At 48.7% G+C, this 22013-nt stretch carries 20 protein-coding genes and 2 riboswitches; of the genes, 5 read left to right on the top strand and 15 right to left on the bottom strand.

The window, feature by feature from the left end; all coding sequences use genetic code 11:
- Nucleotides 1-35 precede the first annotated feature (35 nt).
- Nucleotides 36-1634, top strand: coding sequence for an ABC-F family ATP-binding cassette domain-containing protein (locus A1sIIA65_RS02470; protein WP_095676013.1), 1599 nt, complete (start codon nt 36-38; stop codon nt 1632-1634).
- A gap of 3 nt (nt 1635-1637) precedes the next feature.
- On the opposite strand, the gene A1sIIA65_RS02465 is transcribed toward A1sIIA65_RS02470, so the two are convergent.
- On the bottom strand, nt 1638-3725 hold the full coding sequence (locus A1sIIA65_RS02465) for a DNA gyrase/topoisomerase IV subunit B (protein WP_095676012.1): 2088 nt from the start codon (nt 3723-3725) through the stop codon (nt 1638-1640).
- A 227-nt stretch (nt 3726-3952) separates the two neighbouring features.
- On the opposite strand from A1sIIA65_RS02465, the gene A1sIIA65_RS02460 reads away from it, so the two are divergent.
- Entirely contained in the window at nt 3953-4162 is a 210-nt protein-coding gene (locus A1sIIA65_RS02460) for a DUF7455 domain-containing protein (protein WP_095531610.1), read from the top strand.
- A 1-nt stretch (nt 4163) separates the two neighbouring features.
- Here the strand turns inward: A1sIIA65_RS02460 and A1sIIA65_RS02455 are convergent, their stop codons facing one another.
- The 5 genes from A1sIIA65_RS02455 to A1sIIA65_RS02435 form a co-directional block, all read right to left on the bottom strand.
- The gene (locus tag A1sIIA65_RS02455) at nt 4164-4349 is read right to left on the bottom strand and encodes a CDGSH iron-sulfur domain-containing protein (protein WP_095676011.1); all 186 of its coding nucleotides are present in this window, start codon (nt 4347-4349) and stop codon (nt 4164-4166) included.
- 16 nt (nt 4350-4365) lie between these two features.
- A complete protein-coding gene (locus A1sIIA65_RS02450) occupies nt 4366-6327 on the bottom strand; it encodes an RNA polymerase sigma factor (protein WP_095676010.1) in 1962 nt (653 codons plus the stop codon).
- Nucleotides 6328-6369: 42 nt separating this feature from the next.
- Nucleotides 6370-7467 carry a homoserine O-acetyltransferase MetX gene (gene metX / locus A1sIIA65_RS02445; protein ID WP_095676009.1) on the bottom strand — a complete coding sequence of 366 codons (1098 nt, stop codon included), beginning with the start codon at nt 7465-7467 and terminating at the stop codon, nt 6370-6372.
- Nucleotides 7468-7477: 10 nt separating this feature from the next.
- A riboswitch (SAM riboswitch) is annotated at nt 7478-7593 on the bottom strand.
- A 10-nt stretch (nt 7594-7603) separates the two neighbouring features.
- Nucleotides 7604-8596 (bottom strand): DUF4192 domain-containing protein, encoded by a 993-nt coding sequence (locus A1sIIA65_RS02440; protein ID WP_095676008.1) that lies wholly within the window; start codon nt 8594-8596, stop codon nt 7604-7606.
- A gap of 22 nt (nt 8597-8618) precedes the next feature.
- On the bottom strand, nt 8619-9365 hold the full coding sequence (locus A1sIIA65_RS02435) for a hypothetical protein (protein WP_095676007.1): 747 nt from the start codon (nt 9363-9365) through the stop codon (nt 8619-8621).
- A gap of 70 nt (nt 9366-9435) precedes the next feature.
- Here A1sIIA65_RS02435 and A1sIIA65_RS02430 point away from each other — a divergent pair, with 70 nt between their 5' ends.
- Complete coding sequence (locus A1sIIA65_RS02430; protein WP_095676006.1) at nt 9436-9903, top strand: NUDIX hydrolase; 468 nt, start codon at nt 9436-9438, stop codon at nt 9901-9903.
- On the opposite strand, the gene A1sIIA65_RS02425 is transcribed toward A1sIIA65_RS02430, so the two are convergent.
- The gene (locus A1sIIA65_RS02425; protein ID WP_190277138.1) at nt 9886-11877 is read right to left on the bottom strand and encodes an ATP-dependent DNA helicase; all 1992 of its coding nucleotides are present in this window, start codon (nt 11875-11877) and stop codon (nt 9886-9888) included. The genes A1sIIA65_RS02430 and A1sIIA65_RS02425 overlap by 18 nt on opposite strands.
- A 38-nt stretch (nt 11878-11915) precedes the next feature.
- On the opposite strand from A1sIIA65_RS02425, the gene A1sIIA65_RS02420 reads away from it, so the two are divergent.
- Nucleotides 11916-12893, top strand: a complete 978-nt coding sequence (locus A1sIIA65_RS02420) for an aldo/keto reductase (protein WP_095676004.1) — start codon at nt 11916-11918, stop codon at nt 12891-12893.
- A 37-nt stretch (nt 12894-12930) separates the two neighbouring features.
- On the opposite strand, the gene A1sIIA65_RS02415 is transcribed toward A1sIIA65_RS02420, so the two are convergent.
- Genes A1sIIA65_RS02415 through ribD form a run of 5 tightly spaced genes read right to left on the bottom strand, consistent with a single transcriptional unit; the run spans nt 12931 to nt 16776 of the window.
- A complete protein-coding gene (locus tag A1sIIA65_RS02415; RefSeq protein ID WP_095676003.1) occupies nt 12931-13506 on the bottom strand; it encodes a DUF1349 domain-containing protein in 576 nt (191 codons plus the stop codon).
- Nucleotides 13507-13515: 9 nt separating this feature from the next.
- The gene (gene ribH, locus A1sIIA65_RS02410; protein WP_095676002.1) at nt 13516-13971 is read right to left on the bottom strand and encodes a 6,7-dimethyl-8-ribityllumazine synthase; all 456 of its coding nucleotides are present in this window, start codon (nt 13969-13971) and stop codon (nt 13516-13518) included.
- Nucleotides 13971-15179 carry a 3,4-dihydroxy-2-butanone-4-phosphate synthase gene (gene ribB, locus A1sIIA65_RS02405; RefSeq protein WP_095676001.1) on the bottom strand — a complete coding sequence of 403 codons (1209 nt, stop codon included), beginning with the start codon at nt 15177-15179 and terminating at the stop codon, nt 13971-13973. The genes ribH and ribB overlap by 1 nt, the downstream gene beginning before the upstream one ends.
- Nucleotides 15169-15780: a riboflavin synthase gene (locus tag A1sIIA65_RS02400; RefSeq protein WP_095676000.1), complete on the bottom strand. Its 612-nt coding sequence runs from the start codon at nt 15778-15780 to the stop codon at nt 15169-15171. The genes ribB and A1sIIA65_RS02400 overlap by 11 nt, the downstream gene beginning before the upstream one ends.
- Entirely contained in the window at nt 15781-16776 is a 996-nt protein-coding gene (ribD, locus tag A1sIIA65_RS02395; RefSeq protein WP_095675999.1) for a bifunctional diaminohydroxyphosphoribosylaminopyrimidine deaminase/5-amino-6-(5-phosphoribosylamino)uracil reductase RibD, read from the bottom strand.
- A 13-nt stretch (nt 16777-16789) separates the two neighbouring features.
- Nucleotides 16790-16917, bottom strand: a riboswitch (FMN riboswitch).
- A gap of 208 nt (nt 16918-17125) precedes the next feature.
- Between ribD and A1sIIA65_RS02390 the strand changes: the two genes are divergently transcribed.
- Nucleotides 17126-17755: a hypothetical protein gene (locus A1sIIA65_RS02390; protein WP_095675998.1), complete on the top strand. Its 630-nt coding sequence runs from the start codon at nt 17126-17128 to the stop codon at nt 17753-17755.
- A 196-nt stretch (nt 17756-17951) separates the two neighbouring features.
- Here A1sIIA65_RS02390 and A1sIIA65_RS02385 read toward each other — a convergent pair whose 3' ends face one another.
- The 3 genes from A1sIIA65_RS02385 to A1sIIA65_RS02375 all read right to left on the bottom strand — a co-directional run bounded on the left by A1sIIA65_RS02385 (nt 17952) and on the right by A1sIIA65_RS02375 (nt 21908).
- Nucleotides 17952-20780 carry a vitamin B12-dependent ribonucleotide reductase gene (locus tag A1sIIA65_RS02385; protein ID WP_095675997.1) on the bottom strand — a complete coding sequence of 943 codons (2829 nt, stop codon included), beginning with the start codon at nt 20778-20780 and terminating at the stop codon, nt 17952-17954.
- A gap of 25 nt (nt 20781-20805) precedes the next feature.
- A complete protein-coding gene (gene nrdR, locus A1sIIA65_RS02380) occupies nt 20806-21345 on the bottom strand; it encodes a transcriptional regulator NrdR (RefSeq protein ID WP_223298550.1) in 540 nt (179 codons plus the stop codon).
- Nucleotides 21346-21539: 194 nt separating this feature from the next.
- Entirely contained in the window at nt 21540-21908 is a 369-nt protein-coding gene (locus tag A1sIIA65_RS02375; protein ID WP_095675996.1) for a LysM peptidoglycan-binding domain-containing protein, read from the bottom strand.
- Between the last annotated feature and the right edge of the window lie 105 nt (nt 21909-22013).

The following is a 22013-nucleotide window of genomic DNA, read 5'->3' as shown; positions in this document are numbered from 1 at the left end:
CAAGGTAATCGGAATACTGTGGGAAGATACGCCAAATGATTGCCACTACCGCTCTTGAACTCCGTGCTGGAGCGCGCCTTTTAGTATCAGGCGTGAATGTGCGCATCAATCATGGCGACCGTATTGGATTCGTTGGCCGCAATGGCGCTGGCAAATCAACTCTTGCCAAGGTCCTTGCCGGTGAAAATCTTCCTGCAGGTGGCGGCGTTCAGCGCACAGGAAAGATTGGCTATCTCCCCCAGGATCCGCGCACAGGTGAAGATCAAGGAACCGCACTCGATCGCATCCTGTCTGCTCGCGACCTCGATCAAATTGCAGCGCGCATGACACAAGTAGAACAAGAGATGGCAACGACAGAAGGCGCCGAACTTGAAAAAGCACTTGAGCGATACACACGCGTTGATGCAGAGTTCTCAGCTGCCGGTGGATATGCAGCAACATCTGAGGCAGAGGCAATTGCAACTTCTCTTGGCGTCACAGAAGCTGTCTTTCATAACCAGCTCGACACACTCTCAGGTGGTCAGCGCCGTCGTATTGAACTCGCTCGCATCCTCTTCTCAGGGGCAGAAACTCTTCTTCTCGATGAGCCAACAAACCACCTTGATGCCGACTCCATTATTTGGCTACGCAACTACCTGATCAACTATTCAGGTGGACTTGTCATCATCTCCCACGATGTGAACCTGATTGAAACAGTTGTCAATAAAGTCTTCTACATCGATGGAAACCGAAATGTCATCGATGTCTATAACATGGGCTGGAAGCAATACCTCTTGCAGCGCGAACAAGATGAGCATCGCCGCAAGAAAGAGCGCGCCAACGCTGAGAAGAAAGCTGAAATCTTGCAAAAGCAGGGCGAGCGAATGCGCGCAAAGGCTTCAAAGGCAACAGCTGCTCAAGGCATGTTACGTCGTGCTGAAAAACTTCGCTCATCTCTTGAAGATGTCCGTGTTAGTGACAAAGTGGCAAAACTTCGTTTTCCAACCCCTGCTCCTTGTGGCAAGACTCCCCTTTCAGGTGAAGAGCTCTCAAAGAACTATGGTTCTCTTGAAATCTTTACCGACGTTTCATGCGTGATTGATAAGGGTTCTCGCGTTGTTATCTTGGGACTTAACGGTGCGGGAAAGACAACACTTCTTAAGATCCTTGCCAATCAACTTGAATCTGACACAGGAAAAGTTGAACATGGCCATGGTCTCAAACTTGGTTACTACGCCCAGGAACATGAAATGCTCGACTTCGAGCGCACCATTCTTGAAAATATGATGTCTTCTAAAGATGATCTTCGTGAACCAGAAGCTCGAAATGTCTTAGGTTCATTCCTCTTTGTCGGCGATGATGTTCATAAGCAGGTGAAGGTCTTATCTGGTGGAGAGAGAACTCGTTTAGCACTGGCAACCTTGGTTGTATCAGCAGCCAATGTTCTGCTCCTTGATGAGCCAACAAATAACTTAGATCCAGCATCACGTGAAGAAATCCTTGGAGCCCTCGGTGAGTATCAAGGCGCTGTCATCATGGTCTCTCACGATGAAGGAGCTGTGCAGGCACTTAAGCCTGAGCGTGTGATCTTGCTACCTGATGGCGATGAAGATATTTGGAAAGATGAGTACTTCGACTTAGTTTCAATCGATTAAAGCTTAAGCGTCAATCTGCTCGCGATCGATCTCAGCAGTTGCAATGAATTCTTTACGTGGGGCAACATCTGAGCCCATCAAGAGTTCAAACATACGCTCTGCAGCTTCACCATCTGGAACAGTGATCCGACGTAGCGTGCGAGCATCAGGATCCATTGTGGTCTCACGGAGCTGATCTGCATCCATCTCACCAAGGCCCTTATAGCGCTGAATAGGTTCCTTCCAACGCTTGCCGTTCTTCTTCAAATCTGCGGTGACCTTCTTCATCTCATCATCTGAGTATGTGTAAAGGTATTCACCCTTCTTGCCACCCACACCCATTGTTTCAATGCGGTGAAGAGGAGGAATAGCTGCAAAGACGCGACCAGCATCGAGCATCGGGCGCATATAGCGATACATCAAAGTCAAAAGTAGACAGCGAATATGTGCGCCATCAACGTCCGCATCTGACATCAAGATAATGCGGCCATAGCGCGCTTCATCGAGTTCAAATGATTTACCAGAGCCAGCGCCAATAACCTGAATGATCGATCCGCACTCTTTATCATCAAGCATCTGAGATAGAGATGCCTTTTGCACATTAAGAATCTTGCCGCGAATAGGCAAGATTGCTTGGAATTCTGAGTTACGTGCAGCCTTGGTTGTGCCAAGGGCAGAGTCGCCCTCAACGATAAAGAGCTCAGTGCGAGTGACATCTTCAGAGCGACAATCAGAGAGCTTTGTGGGAAGAGATGAAGATTCCAGAGCATTCTTACGGCGCTGAATATCTTTATGAGCGCGTGCGCTAATACGCGTGCGTGAGGCATTTGCAATCTTTTCCATGATCAACTTGCCATTTGCTTTATCAATGCGGCGCGTAGTGGAGAAGAACTCCTTCAACTTATCGGCCACTACCGTTGAAACAATCTTGGTAGCAGCTGCTGTACCGAGTACTTCCTTTGTCTGTCCTTCAAACTGTGGTTCAGACATACGCACTGTGACAACGGCTGTGAGACCTTCCATGACGTCATCTTTGATGACATCGGCTTCGTTCTTCTTCAAAATTCCTGCACTACGCATCGCCTCATTAAAGGCCTTCGTGATTGCCCGCTCAAAGCCAAGCACGTGAGAGCCGCCCTTAGGAGTTGCAATGATGTTCACAAATGAGCGAAGCGTGGTGTCAAAGCCCACGCCCCACTTGAGTGCAATATCAACCTCCATATCGCGCTCAACATCGGTTGAGACCATATGGCCCTTGTCATCAAGGACAGGAACTGTCTCTTGATAATGTCCTGATCCGTAGATGCGAATAACTTCACCGACGGGTGCATCAGGTTGTAAGAAGTCGCAGTATTCAGAGATTCCACCCTTATGGAAGAAGACTTGTGTGCTCTTCTCCTTCTTGCGGTTATCGTTGACAGTAATTGCTAGCCCTGGAACTAAAAATGATGTTTGACGTGCTCGTGCGTAGATATCCTCAAGATCGAGCTCAGCCTCTTTAAGGAAGATCTGACGATCTGACCACCACTTAGTACGTGTCCCCGTTACTTTGGCAGAAATCTTTCCAATGGTGCGAAGTCCTGATTGCGGTGTGAATTCAGCTTTCGGTCCATCGCCATCGAATACGCCTGCAACTCCGCGCTTAAATGACATCCAGTAAATCTTGCCATTACGGTCAACTTCCACATCAAGACGTTCTGCGAGTGCATTCACAACTGATGCGCCCACACCGTGAAGGCCGCCAGATGCCGCATATGAACCGCCGCCGAATTTTCCACCGGCATGTAGCTTTGTCATGACAACTTCAACGCCAGTTAGACCAGTCTTTGGTTCCTTATCAACAGGAATTCCGCGACCGTCATCGTGTACTTCAACAGATCCATCTGATTCAAGATTGATTTCAATCTTCTTGCAATGACCGGCTAGCGCCTCATCCACAGAGTTATCGATAATTTCCCACAAGCAATGCTGTAAGCCGCGAGAATCGGTAGAACCGATATACATTCCTGGGCGCTTACGAACGGCATCGAGACCTTCAAGGACAGCCAAGTCTTTAGCGGTGTAGCTATCTTTAGAATCCACCGCTGCATCGAAGTTCAATTCATCTGCCACGGTGGCAAAGGTTATCTAGCCAATGGTTCGCATCTAGGTAAGCGCGCCGAAGGTCTCATATATTGATTGGCCGGGGTGAGATATCCCCTAATTATCGATATTTATACGCTCGGATAGATAAAAATTTACAATATTGGAATCATTTTGCCGAGCGGGGAATAAAGAGAACTGGCATGATGTTCCATAGATATACAAGAACTTCCCACCTAAGCGATATGGAGAGCGCGATGACCGAGCAAGTAATCCTCGAATCCACACCTCTAAATGCCCTCGATCGATGCGATCGTTGTGGTGCACAAGCTTACGTGCGTGCAACTCTGGTAACAGGTGGCGAATTAATGTTCTGTGCCCATCACGGCAAGGAATATGCAGAAAAGCTTAAGACCGTTGCAGCAAAGATCCAGGACGAGTCAGAGAAGCTGGTAGAAGTTAAGTAACTTAATCTTTAAGAATGCCCTTATGCGAACCATCGCATAAGGGTTTTTCTTTTGATTGACCACAACCACAAAACTTTGGGTTCTCCATCGTTTCAATCAGATTGCCTTCGGCATCGACCATATCAACGGTTCCTGTGATGCGGATAGATCCGCTCTTAGGGTTGATAAAGACCTTCGCATCAGCCACGGATTAAACCTACTTTTTAATCGAGGTAATCGCGTAGTGATTGCGAACGTGATGGGTGGCGCAGCTTTGACATCGTCTTTGATTCAATCTGACGAATACGCTCACGTGTCACACCGTGGACTTTGCCGATCTCATCCAAAGTCTTTGGCTGACCATCGGTAAGTCCATAACGAGCCTTGATGACATCTGCTTCACGGTTGGTAAGCCCACCGAGAACCTGCATCAACTGCTCCTGCAAGATAGTAAATGTCACTGATTCCTCAGGCTTTACAGCTTCAGAGTCTTCAATCAAATCACCGAATTCAGAGTCGCCTTCTTCACCTAGTGGTGTGTGAAGTGAGATTGGTTCGCGACCATACTTCTGCACTTCAACAACCTTTTCAGGTGTCATATCGAGCTCTTTAGCGAGCTCTTCAGGTGTTGGTTCGCGTCCTAGATCTTGAAGCATCTGGCGCTGCACACGTGCCAACTTATTGATGACTTCAACCATGTGAACAGGAATACGGATGGTGCGAGCCTGGTCTGCCATCGCACGGGTAATTGCCTGGCGAATCCACCATGTGGCATAGGTAGAGAACTTGTAGCCCTTTGTGTAGTCGAACTTCTCAACTGCGCGGATAAGACCGAGGTTTCCTTCCTGGATCAAGTCAAGGAAGAGCATTCCGCGACCTGTGTAGCGCTTAGCAAGGGATACAACCAGACGAAGGTTTGCCTCCAGCAAGTGATTCTTTGCGCGCTTTCCATCTTCAACAATCCACTCAAGCTCGCGCTTGAGTTTCTTATCAATCTTCTTTGTATTCTTCAGTGCTTCATCAGCAAAGAGACCTGCCTCAACACGTGTTGCAAGTTCCACTTCAAGCTCTGCGTTCAGTAGTGCAACGCGGCCAATCTGCTTGAGGTAATCCTTCACAGGGTCAGCTGTTGCACCTGCTGTAAGAACTGTCTGCTCTGGTGGAAGGCGCTTGATTTCAATCTGAATAAATCGAGCTTGCTCATTGAAGTAATACTGCAAATCTTCAAGGTTCTTCAAATATCCCTGATTAACGGCTTCTGCAATCAACTTCGCTGACTTCTCATTGAAGGTGCTCATCGCAAATTGCTGTTGGATCTGCTTAAAAGTCAGCGCCTTAGCATCTGCCTGATCAATATTGTGCTTAGGAGCAACGTCAACGCCTTGAATACGGCCATTGATAGCTTCAAGAACGAGGTTCACATTCTTGAGGTCCTTCTTATGCTTCTCGCGCTCATTCTTATCTTCTTCTTCATCTTCTGCATCAGTTTCCTGCAGCGTAAAGGAGCCAGCTTCATTCTTAGTCTCATCAGAGAGAGTGACAACGCGTGGCTGATCTTTACCATCTGATTCAGCATCAATGATTTCAGATGCTTCAGCAATCAGTGTTTCAACATCTTCAAGTTCAACTTCTTCAACAACAATCTCATTGCCATCTTCATCAAGAACTATGGCAGCTTTGCCGCCCTTAACATCTGCCGCCTTGGGATCTTCCTTAGGTGCGATCAGTGCAAGCTGAGCCTTAGACAGGATGCGACTTGGTGCGCCCAGTCCTGCCTTGCGGGCCTTCTCTGTGGCATCTGGGATTACTTCATCGAGCTGACGCGCTTCCAGTGCGAGCGCCATAAATTCTTTCTTCACTGCCTTGCGATAATTATCGATACCGCTTGCTGCAAGTGTTTCAACAATCTCTTTCTGACGGGCAACAGCGTTCTTGAGATCAACGAGTTGCTGTACTTCCTTAGGAGAGAGATCTTTCTTGAGCTCAACCTTGGCAGGCTTAACAGGCTTTGCGGCAACCTTCTTCACAGGTGCGGCCTTTTTAGCAGGAGACTTCTTAGCAACGGCCTTCTTTGCAGGAGCAGATTTCTTTGTAGCTGAGTTCTTCGCAACAGATTTCTTTGCTGCTGGCTTTGCCGCAGCTTTCTTGCTCTTTGCCTTGTTTTTGAGCGCACTAAATACAGCCACAATTGTCCTTTTGGTTTTTCTTCGAACTGCTCGAAGTAATACCTATATTGTACCTGCAACATCCAAGGCGTGCCGAATCGCATCGCCCATCGCCTCAGCCTCAACCAAGAATCCATCGTGTCCAAAGTCAGAACTGATGACTATGGGGGCGCTTGCAGTCGGAACTAGCTCAGATATCTCAACCTGAAGTCGAGGTGGGAAGAGGCGATCGGTATCGATAGAGACCACAACGACCGGCACTGTGATGGCCTCAAGCGCTGCAGCCACTCCTCCACGGTCGCGTCCGATGTCATGAGAGTTCATGGCATCTGTCAGGGCGATATAGGTATTGGCATCAAATCGCTTGGCAAGCTTTGTGGCCTGGTGATCTAGGTATGACTCAACGGCATATCGGCCAGTCTCATCACCTTGGAGCTGGCGACCAAAGCGCACATCCATCTCAGATTCAGTGCGATAGGTCAGATGAGCAATGCGACGGGCAATACCCATGCCTTCGATGGGCCCGCGGCTCTGTTCGTAGTAATCACCATCGTTAAAGTGTGGATCAGATTTAATGGCCCTGATTTGAATAGCTGCAGTTCCAATTTGATCGCCTGTGGCAACAGCTGAGGAACCAATGGTGCAGATAGCTCCCACGCGATCTGGAAGTTGGACAGCCCATTCCAGTGATCTCATTCCACCGAGTGATGGTCCTACTGCCAATAAATACTTCTCGATTCCGAGCGCATCACTAAAGGCCACTTCCGCATTGACCATGTCGCGAATAGTGATGATAGGAAAGCGCGAGCCATAACGCTTTCCATCAGGTGCGATGCTCGATGGCCCCGTTGATCCCTGACAGCCGCCAATAACGTTAGGACACACAATGAAGTATTTATCGGTATCAAATGCAAGGCCAGGTCCAACCATCTGAGGCCACCAACTTGTGACATCAGACCATCCTGTCATCGCATGGTTAACTAAAATCGCATTGGATTTATCCGCATTCAGCGTTCCCCATGTTTGATAGGCGATAGTGATATCAGGAAGAGTCTCGCCATTTTCAAGAAGCAGGAAACCAATCTTTACAAATTTACGATCACCTGGCTCATCGCCCTCAAGCCACGCACCGGTGACATCGAAGTTGGGAGTTCTACTCATAGATAAATCCTTCACGCACTTGCAGCAACACATGATGTGTAGCTACCTGGTCGTCACCCGGAGCACCCCACCGCGGTGGAGGGTTGCCGTCTCATCAGCCGGGGCTATCGATGAGAACTCGTGACCACTACATATATTACCCGAAGATTGCCGCCACAACTTTGGGGTGAAGCTGCGCTCGCATCGCAGAAAATGACTGTGGTGGCCAGCCCGCGGTAAAGACTCGGCGCAAGAGATGGGCCAATGAGTATTGATCATCATCGCCCAGCGCACGGTCTAACCCCTTATGGGCCAGTGCTCCCTCGCCCCGTTCATATGCCATCGCTGCAAAGAGACAGGCAACAGGGGCTACAAATCCACGAGGTGCAATACGCAGTAGATCTCGCCACATCACCCAGTAGTAATCAGTGCTCTCATCTGCATGTGATCCCAATGCAAAATCGCGCACCTGGATATCACTCAGGCGCCCAATAACACGAGCTGCAAGCTCTCTATCTTCTGCACCACGCCCCTCGCGATATTCACCTGCTAAATCAATGATGGCTGTTGCTCCATCGCGCTGCAGCTCTTGTATCTCTTCACTATCGCTACTGACCCAGAAGGCATGCACTTCATCTTGCCACGCACTTTCAAAAGAAGATGGCACAGCAGCAATGGATTGCACCAAACCATCAACACTTTCAAATGGCATGGGATGTCCTGCAATGACATGTTCTGCAGCGATACGTGATGAATCTAAATCTGGAACAACGCTTCCTTCCGGCGGGCAACATGTGAGATCCGAGCAGAGCATCGAGCGAAAACGATTATCACGCACAATCAAAGACTCTTTAATATCAATACCAGCACGCACAAGCGCTGCAGATGTATTGATTAGAACATTCTCAGGATCTACTGCGCCGGCCCCCACATATGCCACAACAAATGCGCCATCTGCTTCATCGCGCAGAAAGTGCGATGCAAGAAGGTCATAACCACTTGCCTGCAAATCACTCGGCATATCAACGCGCATCGCCATCCCCACCGCCTCATCTTTGAGTGCAACAAGGACTAAAGAGTTCTGTGGGTGATACCCGATGAGAAATGGAATTGCTGCAAGGAGATCATGTGGGGAGGTAAGAGTTGTCATATAAGCCTTTCAGGGAAGTGGGTTAACGTGTAAAGAGAACAGGTGGTGTAAAACGAGACGGTGCTGCAACAACGGTGATCGGAACGATGGAGACGGTTTTAATCTCACCAGGAATGCGTAACTTCACGCCCTGCACGGTGAAGTCACCATCCCAGCTGGTTATGAGCTGCACGAGATAGTGGCCAGGGGTTGAATAGGAATGTCGAATTTCCCCATCTGGATACGGAGCTCCTGCTTTACGCGTTGCAAAGATGACGCCATCGCCGTAATGCCAGATGAAGCTGGGCTTGAGTGAGACCTCAACAATCTCACCAACAATTTCAATCTTCTTCGTGACAACATCTGGAATATCGCACCAGAAGAAGACAGGAACTTTGATTAATGGTTGAAAAGATGGTGAGTAAGAAATACCTGCCGTTGGCAGCATCTCAACCAACTTATCGCTTAATGATGTTGCACTTGCTGTGGGCTGTGGTGTGGGCTTCTTTCGCACCACAGGTTTTTTGGTCGATGTCACTACCTTTGGCTTTGCAGTTCCTGTCACCTTTGGCTTTGGTGCAACAGGCTTTCGCACAATCGCTTTACGTGTCTTGGCAGGAGCTGGCGCCACAGCTTTCTTTTCAACAGGACCACTTCCTTTGCGTCCCTCAATAACGATCTTTCCATCTTGGGTATAGACATCAATACAAGCCCTTTCAATGCAATCTGTGGCATGGGCTGGCAGTGAGAGTGATGTCAGGAGCAGTGAGAGTGTAATTAGCGTCTTCATGCGCGGCAGGGTAGATGCGCACGCACCACTTCAGAGTTCAAAAAATGGCAACTGTGGATACTCTAGGAGTATGGCTGCGCGAGATGGTGATGGATGGATTGAGTGCGCATGCGGCTCCAAACATTGGGGCAAACATGGCGCAGCAGGCTTACTGATTATTCGAGATGGCGCCATCTTCTTACAGCATCGTGCACCCTGGGTTCACAATGGCGATACATGGGGCATTCCAGGAGGAGCGCGCGACTCACACGAATCGATTATTGATGGAGCAATGAGAGAAGCCGTTGAGGAGACAGGGATTAATCCTGCAGATCTGCAAGCCGTTCACACCTTCACCGATGATCACAATGGCTGGAGTTACTCAACTGTTATCGCTCTAGCAAATGAAAACCTTGAAGGCCATGAACTCAACGATGAATCACATGAAGTGCGCTGGGTGAAATTCGATGATGTCACTCGCCTGCCGCTTCATCCAAGCTTTGCAAAGACATGGCCGCAGGTGCGCACCATCATTGATGAATTAGAGGCTATCGCGTAAGCGTTTAAGTGAATCGCGCACAATCGCTGCATCACTTGTGCGCCATAGCGGCGGCATTGAGTTAAGCAAGACACTTCCATATCTCTTAGTCACAATACGTGAATCAAGAATTGCAACAACGCCTCTGTCATCAATGCTTCGAATTAATCGCCCTGTCCCCTGCGCCAAGAGCAGCGCTGCTCGTGGAACAGAGACCTGCATAAATCCACTGCCACCTGATGCATCAGCTAAGGAAGAACGTGCAGACATCACCGGTTCGTCAGGACGTGGGAAGGGAATGCGATCGATAGCAACCAAAATACAAGAGTTACCTGGCACATCCACACCCTGCCAGAGAGACATCGTGCCCAAGAGAATTGATGTCTCATCCTTTGCAAAGCGCTCCACCAATGGGCCAACAGCATCTCCACGCTTTTGGGTGATGATCGCAATCGGTAAATCCACTAATACTTTGCGCAGATGGGCATCTGCTGCCTCAACACCACGCCATGAACTAAAGAGAGCCAATGTGCGCCCTCCTGCTGCATCAATGAGTTCACCGAGTTCATCGAGTACTTCTTGACTTGGACCATCGCGTCCTGGTTCGGGTAGGTGCTTTGGCATATAGAGAACACCTTGATTGGCAAAATCAAAGGGAGATCCCACATCCAACATCTGCACATTGGCAGGATCGATATCACCAGGTGCTACTTCAGAATCAGTATCTGATCCCACAACAAAACCAATACTGCGAGCCATCGCATCGAAGTTATTTCCCACAGTCAGCGTTGCCGACGTTGCAATCACAGGATTCTGCGTCAACAAATTACTGCGCAAGATATGTGAGACAGAAAGCGGTGCTAAATGCAGCGTTGAAAATGTTGGTTCATACCAGAGCACATGTTCATTACCCATCTTCAGCAACTTGCCTGCAGTGGTTGCAATCTCTTGCACGGCGCCCTTAACACGCGCCCGCTCTGCATTCTCATCAGGATCGATAATTTCATCATCGGCGTTAATCAACTGCACAAGGGCGGTTGCCGCCTCTTTCACCTTACGAATCGGTGCCTCAAGAGAACTTGGAATATCCTCTAGCCTTCCTTGTGCTGCAAAGTCACCTTTGACGCTCTGGCCATAATCTTCCATCGCATCATGAAAACTATCTGCTGCATTGGTAAAGGCATCCGATGGTTTGCCCGGCATATATTTACGAGCCATCGCAGCAGCGCGCTGCACGCGACCTGATGTCAGCTCCTCTGTCACAGCTTGCGTCGTGCGATCCATAAATTCTTGTGCCTCATCCAAAATCACCGCATCGCGCTCAGGCAAGATGGGATGGGAATCAACAATTTCGATAGCAAGCAAGGTGTGGTTAGTGACAACAACATCAGCATCTTGCGCCTTTGCCTTAGCTTTTGCTGCAAAACATTGTGCACCCCATGCGCAGGCATCTGCCCCCACACATTCACGCCCCGATAAAGAGTTAGCAGCCCACACGCGCCGGTCGACTTCCGGTGCATCATCGCGATCTCCTGAGACTCCAGGAGTCTTCGCCCATGCAATCAGCCTCTTTGCATCTTTTTCCAAATAGGAAGATTCAAGTAAAAGCTCGCCATCAGGATCTGTGTCATCTGCATTCATCTTCTGCAGACAGACATAGTTACCAACGCCCTTATAGATGGCAAAGGTGATCTCGCGACCCAGAGCTTTTTCTAGCGCTGGAACAACAGCCGGTAAATCTCTCTCCACTAATTGACGCTGCAGAGCAAGGGTTGCAGTTGCCACCAATACTTTGCGCCCATGCACCAGTGCTGGAACTAAATAGGCAAGAGATTTTCCAGTTCCTGTTCCTGCTTGAACCATCAGGTGATGGCGGTCTGTGAGTGCATTGGCAACTGCTTCAGCCATCTCAATCTGACCTTCACGAGCAGAACCACCAATTGCGGTGACAGCAGCATCGAGTGCACTTCGCACCTGCGCCGATAGATCACTCACGAGTGGCACTTTAACGGTTCAATGACGATACTGACCGCATGACATCAACACGCGTTATTGGCCCCTATAAAGTCCCTGCTATTGGCTTGGGATGTATGCCAATGTCTGGAATGCCGCCAAGTAAAGATTGGATTCTTAAGGAGCGCGATACGGCAATCGGAGTAATCCAAGCTGCCCTCGATGCTGGCGTGCGCTTACTTGATACATCAGATATTTACGCACCAACATGGAACTCAGTAGGTCATAACGAGATTCTTGTCGCAGAGGCAGTTCGCACGTGGAGCGCAACTTCAGCGCAGAAGGATGAAGTTGTCATTGCAACCAAAGGTGGAATCACTCGCGCGCCAGAGGAAGGCAATTGGTTTGGGATATCAGGACGTGATGCATCTGAGCACTACCTCTACAGAGCCGTAGAAGCATCAGCTGCCAAAATGCAGATGAACACAATCAAACTTTGGCAACACCATCGCCTCAATCACTTCATGCCTTTTGAAGAGCAATTTGAGAATGTCATGAAACTTAAAGCACATGGGATTGTGCAAAATGTTGGAGTCAGTAACTACAACGCAGAACAACTACGTCGCGCAATCAAAATCGGTGGAACACCAGCGCAAGGTGGTCTTGTATCAGTCCAAAACGAATGGTCGCCTCGATCTCGCGCCTGGGCTGATGTTCTCGAGATTTGTGAAGAGCATGGCATCGCATTCTTACCGTGGTCTCCACTGGGTGGAATCGATAACTCACAGAGCTTAGAAAATGCTCACTTCAGTGCTTTTGAAGAAGTTGCAGCCACACATAAAGTCTCTCGCTTTGCGATCGCCATTGCATGGCATCTTGCAGGATCTCCCGTTGCAATTCCAATCCCTGGTGCAACTCGCAAAGAATCAATTCTGGATTCCTTTACAGGTCTGAATGTGAAACTCACTGCAGATGAGATGGCTCATCTCAACGCTTCACTGCCAGCTAATCCGCCATTGCATGAGGAACTTATTCCCCAGCCTCCGTTTCGCACTTAAGCAAAAGTTAGAGGCCAACTGACAGGGCTCTATCTTGTTAATGAAGCTCTGAATCCGCTTCGCCTTGCGCCCACTTCGTAAAGGTAACAACGAGTCCTGCACGCGTTGGTGCACAGAACATAGGACCGGCACTCCATGACAGAGATGGGTCCAGTGGTGCCACACGAACTAGGCGCAGATCACCGTTAATTCCTGCGCGCATAGTCACCGCATCCCCTGAACGACTGACTCGAATAGTGACTTCCTTATTCATCCATTCAGGAACAGGGGCCACAGACCAATCTGAATTTATCTGTGTGACAACTGCTCCCACTTGAGGAAAACCATCACAGTATTCAACTCCTGCCTTAATCCAATTCTTGGAATCACTCGTGATAAAGATTCCGGCTTGATCAAATTGCTGGGTGTAATTCAGAATGAAAGAAACTTCGACTGCTGATTCATTAGGGAAATCTTTAAGGAGCGCATGGCCATCATCATGGATAAATCCATAGGCGGTTGTGCGCCACCAATCACTTTCGGCTGCTGCTTCCACGGCCAGTGTTGCACCTTGCTCATTTACTGAAACTGGTTCACGAGTCCAGGTGCCCTCACTCCATGCAATCGTCTTCATCAGTAGATCCTAGAGACCCATCAAGGAAAGGGCAGCAATTGCACTGTCATAGCCCTTATCTTCTTTACTACCAGCACGACCTGAACGAGCAATTGCTTGCTCAAGGTTGTCACACATCAAGACGCCATAACCAACAGGCTTTGACCATTTGAGCTGCACATCCACCACACCTTGTGTGACACCTTGGCAGACATAATCAAAGTGCGGGGTTTCACCCTTAAGAACAAGGCCTACTGCAACGACTGCGTCATAACCTTTTTCAAACATTTTCTGCGCAGCAAGAGGAATCTCAAAAGATCCTGGAACATAGATGACTTTAATCTTCTTTACTTCCGCTGCCTCAAGTGCGCGTCTAGCACCGGCGATGAGGTCGTTACAGATATCGAGGTGCCATGAAGAGGAGATGATGGCGACTTTCGCCTTAGGAAACTTCGGTACTGCAATCTCTGGTGCGTGGCCGGCCATTATTTTCCTCCTGTGTGACCAAGGCGATCTGCCTTAGTCGCTAGATACTTCTTATTAAATTCATTGGGTTCAACGGTGAGTGAGATCTGTTCACATGTAATACCACCATCTGTCACAGCCTTGACCTTCTCAGGGTTATTGGTCAATAACTTGATAGATGCAAGGTTGAGGTTTTTTAGGATTGCAATTGCCTCTGACCAATCACGTGAATCAACGACGTGACCTAGCTGCAAGTTGGCATCGACAGTGTCGAGGCCTTCATCCTGCAAGGTATATGCCTTGAGCTTTTCTGTCAGTCCAATACCGCGTCCCTCATGGTCGCGGATATAGATGATGTAACCACAGCCATACTCTTCAATTGCTGCAATGGAGGCATCGAGTTGCTGACCACAATCACAGCGCTGTGAATGAATCACATCTCCCGTAAAGCACTCAGAGTGGATGCGCACCATCGGTGTTTTATCCTCTAAGCAATAGCGCATCACAACTTGCTCACGGTGCTTGAGCGATGGATATGTAGCAAGATCCCATTCAGCTGCACGCAACTGCACCTTCACCCACTCAAATTGATGACGTGGATATGTGACAACGCGAGGAAGAGCTGCAAGCTTGCTCTGATACTCCTTGATTTCATCGATAGAGATAATCGGAATCTGATGATCATGGGCAAAATGGGCGAGTGTTTCACCACGTGCCATTGATCCATCTTCTGCAACGATTTCAGAGAGAAGAGCTGCTGGGTATGAACCGGTGAGCTCAGCCAGTGCAATGCCAGCTTCAGTGTGCCCACCACGTGCTGCAAGTCCATCTTTATGAGCTATCAGTGGGTAGATGTGTCCTGGACGGATGAAATCTGTAGCCCGTGTTGTCGCACTTCCCAGAGCACGCACTGTTGCTGTGCGCTCCACAGCACTCACTCCCGTTGTAATGCCTTCAGCCACATCGATAGAGACGGTAAATGCTGTCTTTCGCAGATCTTGGCTCTGCTCCACCATATAGGGAAGACGCAGTTGATGTGCATGCTCAGCCGTAATTGCCACACATAAAATTCCTGTGGTGTAGCGAACCATGAAGGCAGTCTTCTCAGCGCTTGCATGCTCAGCGAGCATAATCAGATCGCCTTCATTTTCGCGATCATCATCATCGACCACAATTACCATCTCACCGCGTCTAAAGCGATCGAGTGCATCTAAGAAATTACTCTCCACGAGTTGCCCCCTTTGAGATCAAGCGCTCGACATATTTAGCCAAGATATCTACCTCGATATTAATAAGATCGCCCACCTTCTTATCTGACAAGTTTGTCTTGGCAAGAGTTTCAGGAATCAACCACACTGTGATGGTGTTCTTTGCATCATCGATAGCGCCCACTGTCAGTGAAACTCCATCGAGTGCGATAGAGCCTTGAGCAACGACATACTTTGTTAAGTGCTCAGGTGCTGCAATAACAAACTCTGCCCATTTCTCACCGGGTGTCATACTCACAACAGTGCCTGTGCCATCAACATGGCCCTGCACGATATGCCCACCCATACGCATATCCATCTGCGCAGCAAGCTCTAGGTTGACTCGAGATCCCACCTCTAATTGAGCAAGGGATGTCAGCGACAGAGTTTGAATCATGACATCTGCAGTAAAGGCATCAGAGGAAAGCGATGTTGCAGTCAAACATGTGCCATTAACTGCGATGGAATCACCAAGAGATAAACCCGCAACTGATTCTGGCGCCTTAATTGTAAAGATGGCAGAGCTCTCACCACGTTCGATGGATGAGATAGTGCCCAGCTCTGTAATTAGTCCTGTAAACATTTAGCGCCCCTTCACAATAAAGTGAGATTTGATATCGCTACCAAATGCCTTCACATTCAGAAGTTCAAGCTCAAGATGATCAGCAAGGGTTGAGATACCAAGGCGGCTCACAAACTCTTTGCCTGCACCCAGCAACTTTGGCGCCTGATAGATGATGAGTTCATCGATATTTCCTGATGCCATCAGCGCAGATCCCAGTGTGGGACCTGCCTCAACTAATACTTGGTTAAAGCCTTCATCACTTAGAACCTTCATCAGCTCAGGAATAGATTTGCTCTTGACGCAAATCGTGCGAGCTTCATTATCAAAGACTTTATTGGTGGCAGGAACTTCTTGCTCACCACTAATGATGCGCACAGGACGAGCTGTATGCCCACGAGGAATCAAATGTGGGTTATCAACGAGGGCTGTGTTTGTTCCAATAAGAATGGCATCTGATTGCGCACGAAGAAGTTGAACATCCTCACGTGATTCAGGTCCTGTAATCCACTGGGATGTGCCATCACTTGCGGCCACCTTGCTATCAAGAGTTGTGGCAACTTTCCAGATCATTAAGGGGTGACCTGTGCGCTCTTTATGCAGCCATGCGCGCTGCACATAACTCAGCTCTTTAGATTCGTGATGCTCAACTGCGATACCTGCGTCGATAAGTTTCTTGGCACCGCCTGCAGCAATCGGGTTGGGATCTCCCACTGCATAAATAACCTTTGCAATACCTGCATCAATAATCGCCTGCACGCATGGTGGCGTTGTTCCTGTGTGAGCACATGGTTCAAGTGAGACAACCAACGTTGCCCCACGCGCTGCGCTGCCAGCTTTTTTCAGTGCAATAACTTCTGCGTGATCGACTGAAACTTTGCGATTATGAAAACCATCTGAAATCAACGACCCATCTGCGCCATAGATTGCGGCAGAAACATTTGGGTTGGGGGTACTCACACCGAGGCCTTGAAGGCTCAGTGTGTATAGATGCGCGTAGGCGTCATCGATAAACATGGTGCACCGATTCCGCTGTTATCTCTCATCCGGACTTTAACCGTCGGTCTCAGAGTTTCACTGAGTCAACCGCCCATTGGATATGTGCGGGTCGCGGACTATAACCGCCGGTTCGAAATTACATCGACCCCGATAACAACACCGTAATTCTAGCGCCTTTCCCTCTACTCGAAAACTTGGATTTTCTAGGGTTTTAGGCACAAAGGGGCCAGGCTTTGAATCGTTAATTTAAATGCCGTGAGTAATAAGTGGGACCAAACGATGACGGGCGGTAATTTCGAAAAAGAAATATTTCTAAAGTCGTAGCGAAAGAGCTCGCTTTGTCAGCCCGCACTCAAATTATTCGTACATGACCTTTACAAACTCAAACAAGGCACGTTCTCACGTATTCATCGATGAAAGTATTGATGGATCAGAAAATCACTTTAACCGGTATGTAATTTCCTCTGTGGTAGTTCATTCGGAAATAAGAGCAGCTAAGGCTGCATTTGATGCTGCAGGATTTAAGAATGGATTCAAATCCTCCAAATATGGACGACCTATTCGGCAAGGTCGGCTTCGGACCATGTCGCGATGGCTAGAAACGCAGGATTTTGAATGTTTCGCCGTGGCAATTAAACCAATTGATAGGTCGGCTGAGTTGACTCGGCAGATTTTATTGAAAGAAGTATTTAGTTTCTGGTCTGGTAGGGGGTATGACCGATTCTTCATGGACTCTCGAGATCACCTTGAGTCGAAAAACTGGAAGATGAACGACAGAGATACTTCTTCACTCACGGAGCTAATTTCAGAAGGATTGGTCCCCCGAAATTCTCATATCTCCTTTCACAAGGATGAAGAGGACTTTAGATTTGCAATAGCTGACTTCACGGCCTTCATTGTTCGGCGGCATATCGGCCTGGAAGAGAATCAATTTCTAGAACTTATTCAGAAAAAAGTTAAAATCAAAGATTTCTCTGAAAAGAAACGAGGCCGGTAGCCACCTTCGAATTGAATCAAAGCTGACTTGCCGGCCACCAGATACGAGTCCGCAGAGGCGCATCTGTTCGTATGAGAAAAGATAGCATCTAGATCAGAACCAAGCGCGCATAATGAGGCTTAGAGGCCACTTTGGAGAAAGAGAAATCCCCCGACCTGTCACCAAGTCGAGGGATTTCTTTACTAAGAGTTACTTATTAGCTGCAACCAGATGTGTTTCCACAACCTTCGCATACGAAGCAAGCACCTGACATACGCATCTTCACGCCACATGTCATACACATTGGTGCATCAGATTTGATTCCCATTGATTCTAGGAGATCAGATGATGAACCGATTGTTGCTGCAAGTGGCGCAGCTTCAATCTTTACAGCTACTGGCTTACTTACAGCCGCAGGAGCCGCCACAGCCGCAGGTGCTTTTGGGGTATCAGCACTCGCAACAGGTGCATATTCGCCACCGTTATCGAGAGCTGCCGCACGCTCTGCTGATGTGTAGAGACCCATAGCTGAACGCTGTTCGAATGGGAGGTAATCAAGTGCCAAGCGACGGAAGATGTAATCCATCATTGACTGTGCGATACGAATATCTGCATCATCTGTCATACCTGCTGGTTCAAAGCGCAAGTTGGTGAACTTCTCAACGAATGTCTCAAGAGGCACTCCATATTGAAGACCGATTGATACTGCGATTGAGAATGCATCCATCACGCCAGCAAGAGTTGATCCTTGCTTACCGAGCTTAAGGAATACCTCACCGAGTGCACCATCAGCGTATGCGCCAGCGGTCATATAACCCTCTGCGCCTCCGACTGAGAATGATGTTGTTGTTGCAGGACGTGACTTAGGAAGGCGCTTGCGCACAGGAGTTGCTGCAGCTTCTACAGGTGCATCCTTCTTCTTAGCCTTGCCATCAGAGAGAGGCTGACCGACCTTGCAATTATCGCGATAGACAGCAAGTGCCTTGATGCCCATACGCCATGCTTCAAGGTGAACTTCTTCTACCTCTTCAACAGTTGCATCCTCAGGAAGGTTAACTGTCTTTGAGATAGCACCTGATAGGAATGGCTGGCATGCAGCCATCATGCGCACGTGGCCCATTGGAGCAATTGAACGTGCACCGAGTGCACAGTCAAATACTTCATAGTGCTCAGGCTTAAGCCCTGGTGCATCGATGACGTGTCCATTGGTAGCGATAAATTCAACAATCGCCTCAATAGTCTCATCTGTATATCCAAGCTTACGAAGAGCCTGTGGAACTGTCTGGTTCACGATCTGCATAGATCCGCCACCGACAAGCTTCTTAAACTTAACGAGTGAGAAGTCAGGTTCGATACCAGTGGTATCGCAATCCATCATCAGGCCAATTGTTCCAGTAGGTGCAAGAACTGAGATCTGCGCATTGCGCCATCCGTTCTTATCTCCAATTGTCAGACATGCATCCCATGCCTTATTAGCCTCTGCCCACACATCGATATCAAGAGTTGTCTCTTGCTTTGCAGCAGAGGAAGCAGCAGCATGCTTGCGCATGACGCGTGCATGAGGCTTGGCGTTCTGTGCAAAGCCTGCGTAGGCTCCAACAATTCCTGCAAGCTCTGCTGAGCGCTTATATGTTGTTCCGGTGAGAAGTGAGGTGATTGAACCAGCAAGAGCGCGGCCGCCTTCTGAGTCATAGGCAAGACCTGATGCCATAAGGAGCGCACCAAGGTTTGCATATCCAATTCCGAGCTGACGGTAGGCACGAGTTGTGTCACCGATCGCCTCAGTTGGGAAATCTGCGAAACAGATGGAGATATCCATCGCTGTGATGATCAAATCTGATGCCTTAGCAAATGTCTTTGCATCAAATGAGCCATCTGCTTTGAGGAACTTCATCAAGTTAAGTGATGCCAAGTTACATGATGAGTTATCAAGTGACATGTACTCAGAGCAAGGGTTAGACGCATTGATGCGACCTGTCTCAGGAGTTGTGTGCCAATCATTGATGGTGTCATCGAATTGAACACCAGGGTCTGCGCAAGCCCATGCAGCTTGTGCAATCTTTGTGAAGAGTTCGCGTGCATCAACTGTGTCAATAACTTCACCTGTTGAACGAGCTGTGAGACCAAATTGCTCACCGTTCTCAACAGCCTTCATGAACTTATCTGAAAGGCGTACTGAGTTATTTGCATTCTGATATTGAACAGAGATGATGTCTTTTCCACCAAGGTCCATATCAAAGCCAGCATCACGAAGGGCGCGAATCTTGTCCTCTTCATTGACCTTGGTCTCGATAAATTCTTCGATATCTGGGTGATCAACATCTAGTACAACCATCTTTGCAGCGCGACGGGTCGCACCACCAGATTTGATTGTTCCAGCAGATGCATCAGCACCGCGCATAAATGAAACTGGGCCAGAGGCTGTTCCACCTGATTTAAGTAATTCCTTTGATGAACGAATACGGGAGAGGTTAAGACCTGCTCCAGAGCCGCCCTTAAAGATCATTCCTTCTTCGCGGTACCAGTTAAGGATGCTATCCATCGTGTCATCAACCGACAAGATAAAGCATGCACTTACCTGCTGTGGCGCAGCTGTTCCAACGTTGAACCACACTGGTGAGTTGAAGGAGAAGATCTGGTGCATGAGCATATGTGTGAGCTCGTGCTCGAAAATTGTTGCATCGTTATCTGTTGCAAAGTAACCAAATTCTTTTCCAGCTTTTGTGTATGTAAGAACTACGCGATCGATAACTTGCTTCAGTGACCACTCGCGATTTTCTGCCCCTACTGCCCCACGGAAGTACTTGGTTGTAACGATTGTTGAAGCATTGACCGACCAGAAGTCTGGGTACTCAACACCGTGTTGTTCAAATACAGTCTCACCGGTCTTCCAGTTTGCCTGCACAACATCGCGTCGTTCCCACTTGACTTCATCGTATGGATGAACTCCCTCAGTTGTATAAATACGTTCGATCGTTAAGCCCTTACCTTTGATGGTGTTATGAGCTTTGATCTTTACTGGCCGGTTGATGACCGTATCTGACATCGTGTGTTTTCCCGTCTTCTCTTATTTAACGATTGCTCGTTGCTGGTTGGTTAACTTTCAGCGATGGGGCATCGCTTTTTTCATCTGCTTGTGAATCTGCGCTGAGGGAATTAGCGCTCGATGGCATTGCTCGCAGTAACGCGATCTCGCCTTCGAAATCTTCAAGGGAGGCAAAGTTACGGTATACAGATGCATATCGCAGGTAAGCCACCTCATCGAGTTCGCGCAGTGGCGCAAGAATTGCTAGCCCCACCTCTTGAGCTTCGATTTCTGCCTGTCCAGTTCCGCGAAGGGTCTCCTCCACTCGCTGGGCAAGTAAAACTAAATCATCTTCACCTACTGGCCGACCTTGGCACGCTTTGCGAACGCCGACAAGAACCTTCTCGCGGCTAAAGGGCTCTGTAGCCCCAGATCGCTTAATGATGTTAAGAAGAGCCACCTCTTGGGTTGAAAAGCGCTGTCCGCACTTGGGGCATTCGCGGCGACGGCGGATTTCTGTGCCTTCTTGGACCGGGCGAGAGTCAACGACTCTGGAATCATCGTGTCTACAGAACGGGCAAATCATCTCGGCGTGTCTCCCTTCGAATGCTCAATATTTCCCAAATTCGGGTGTATTGGCGAATTAGCTAAACTACCGTAAAAACACTACTAATGGAAGTTTTTGCCTCTTCGACCCCTACATCTAGTGGGAACTATAAAGCATTTCTTGAGACTCTGCCTGCTGAGTAGGAAACTTTATTTCGTGTCGCGCGCCCAGGCTTACTTCAGCGGGATACGTAGCTTCTGCCCTGTGGCTACATCCACGCTTGCCAATGAGTTGACCGAGATGATCTCAGAGACGAGCGAGCGCACATCCCGTGAGCCTGCAAGGCGGTTGGCCAGGGACCAGACGGTATCTCCAGGTGCCACAGTCACGGTGATGAAGGATCCAGCCGCCTGAGGTGCTGCATCTATGCCAGCCCCAGCTTTAGCGCTGACTACTGAACCTAGGACGATAGCGAGAGAGAGAACGACAAAGGTGCGAGCAAGGCGGCCACGACGATTAAGGGTAATCGTAGACGGATTGGCCAAAAAGCCTTGATTTACACTGACTTTGGAGCCATATGTAGATAGTGTCATTGTGCTCATAGTTCTCAGCTCCTGCTACGCCTTAAACCTTGGGGAAGGTTTTCGAACACTTGTTCGATAGGAAAACCATACAGCCCCCCACCGACATCTGCAAGAATAATTCGA

Origin of the sequence: Candidatus Planktophila dulcis (assembly GCF_002288225.1) — a bacterium.
In the GTDB taxonomy this organism is placed as follows: Bacteria; Actinomycetota; Actinomycetes; order Nanopelagicales; family Nanopelagicaceae; genus Planktophila; species Planktophila dulcis.
The sequence above is the reverse complement of the archived record's forward strand: the minus strand, read 5'-3'. Positions and strand labels throughout refer to the sequence as shown.

Coding starts and splice junctions, on each gene's coding strand:
- A1sIIA65_RS02470 (WP_095676013.1), top strand. CDS start 36: ATGATTGCCACTACCGCTCTTGAACTCCGTGCTGGAGCGCGCCTTTTA.
- A1sIIA65_RS02460 (WP_095531610.1), top strand. CDS start 3,953: ATGACCGAGCAAGTAATCCTCGAATCCACACCTCTAAATGCCCTCGAT.
- metX (WP_095676009.1), bottom strand. CDS start 7,467: ATGAGTAGAACTCCCAACTTCGATGTCACCGGTGCGTGGCTTGAGGGC.
- A1sIIA65_RS02440 (WP_095676008.1), bottom strand. CDS start 8,596: ATGACAACTCTTACCTCCCCACATGATCTCCTTGCAGCAATTCCATTT.
- A1sIIA65_RS02435 (WP_095676007.1), bottom strand. CDS start 9,365: ATGAAGACGCTAATTACACTCTCACTGCTCCTGACATCACTCTCACTG.
- A1sIIA65_RS02430 (WP_095676006.1), top strand. CDS start 9,436: ATGGCTGCGCGAGATGGTGATGGATGGATTGAGTGCGCATGCGGCTCC.
- A1sIIA65_RS02420 (WP_095676004.1), top strand. CDS start 11,916: ATGACATCAACACGCGTTATTGGCCCCTATAAAGTCCCTGCTATTGGC.
- A1sIIA65_RS02415 (WP_095676003.1), bottom strand. CDS start 13,506: ATGAAGACGATTGCATGGAGTGAGGGCACCTGGACTCGTGAACCAGTT.
- ribH (WP_095676002.1), bottom strand. CDS start 13,971: ATGGCCGGCCACGCACCAGAGATTGCAGTACCGAAGTTTCCTAAGGCG.
- A1sIIA65_RS02400 (WP_095676000.1), bottom strand. CDS start 15,780: ATGTTTACAGGACTAATTACAGAGCTGGGCACTATCTCATCCATCGAA.
- ribD (WP_095675999.1), bottom strand. CDS start 16,776: ATGTTTATCGATGACGCCTACGCGCATCTATACACACTGAGCCTTCAA.
- A1sIIA65_RS02390 (WP_095675998.1), top strand. CDS start 17,126: ATGACCTTTACAAACTCAAACAAGGCACGTTCTCACGTATTCATCGAT.
- A1sIIA65_RS02385 (WP_095675997.1), bottom strand. CDS start 20,780: ATGTCAGATACGGTCATCAACCGGCCAGTAAAGATCAAAGCTCATAAC.
- nrdR (WP_223298550.1), bottom strand. CDS start 21,345: ATGATTTGCCCGTTCTGTAGACACGATGATTCCAGAGTCGTTGACTCT.
- A1sIIA65_RS02375 (WP_095675996.1), bottom strand. CDS start 21,908: ATGAGCACAATGACACTATCTACATATGGCTCCAAAGTCAGTGTAAAT.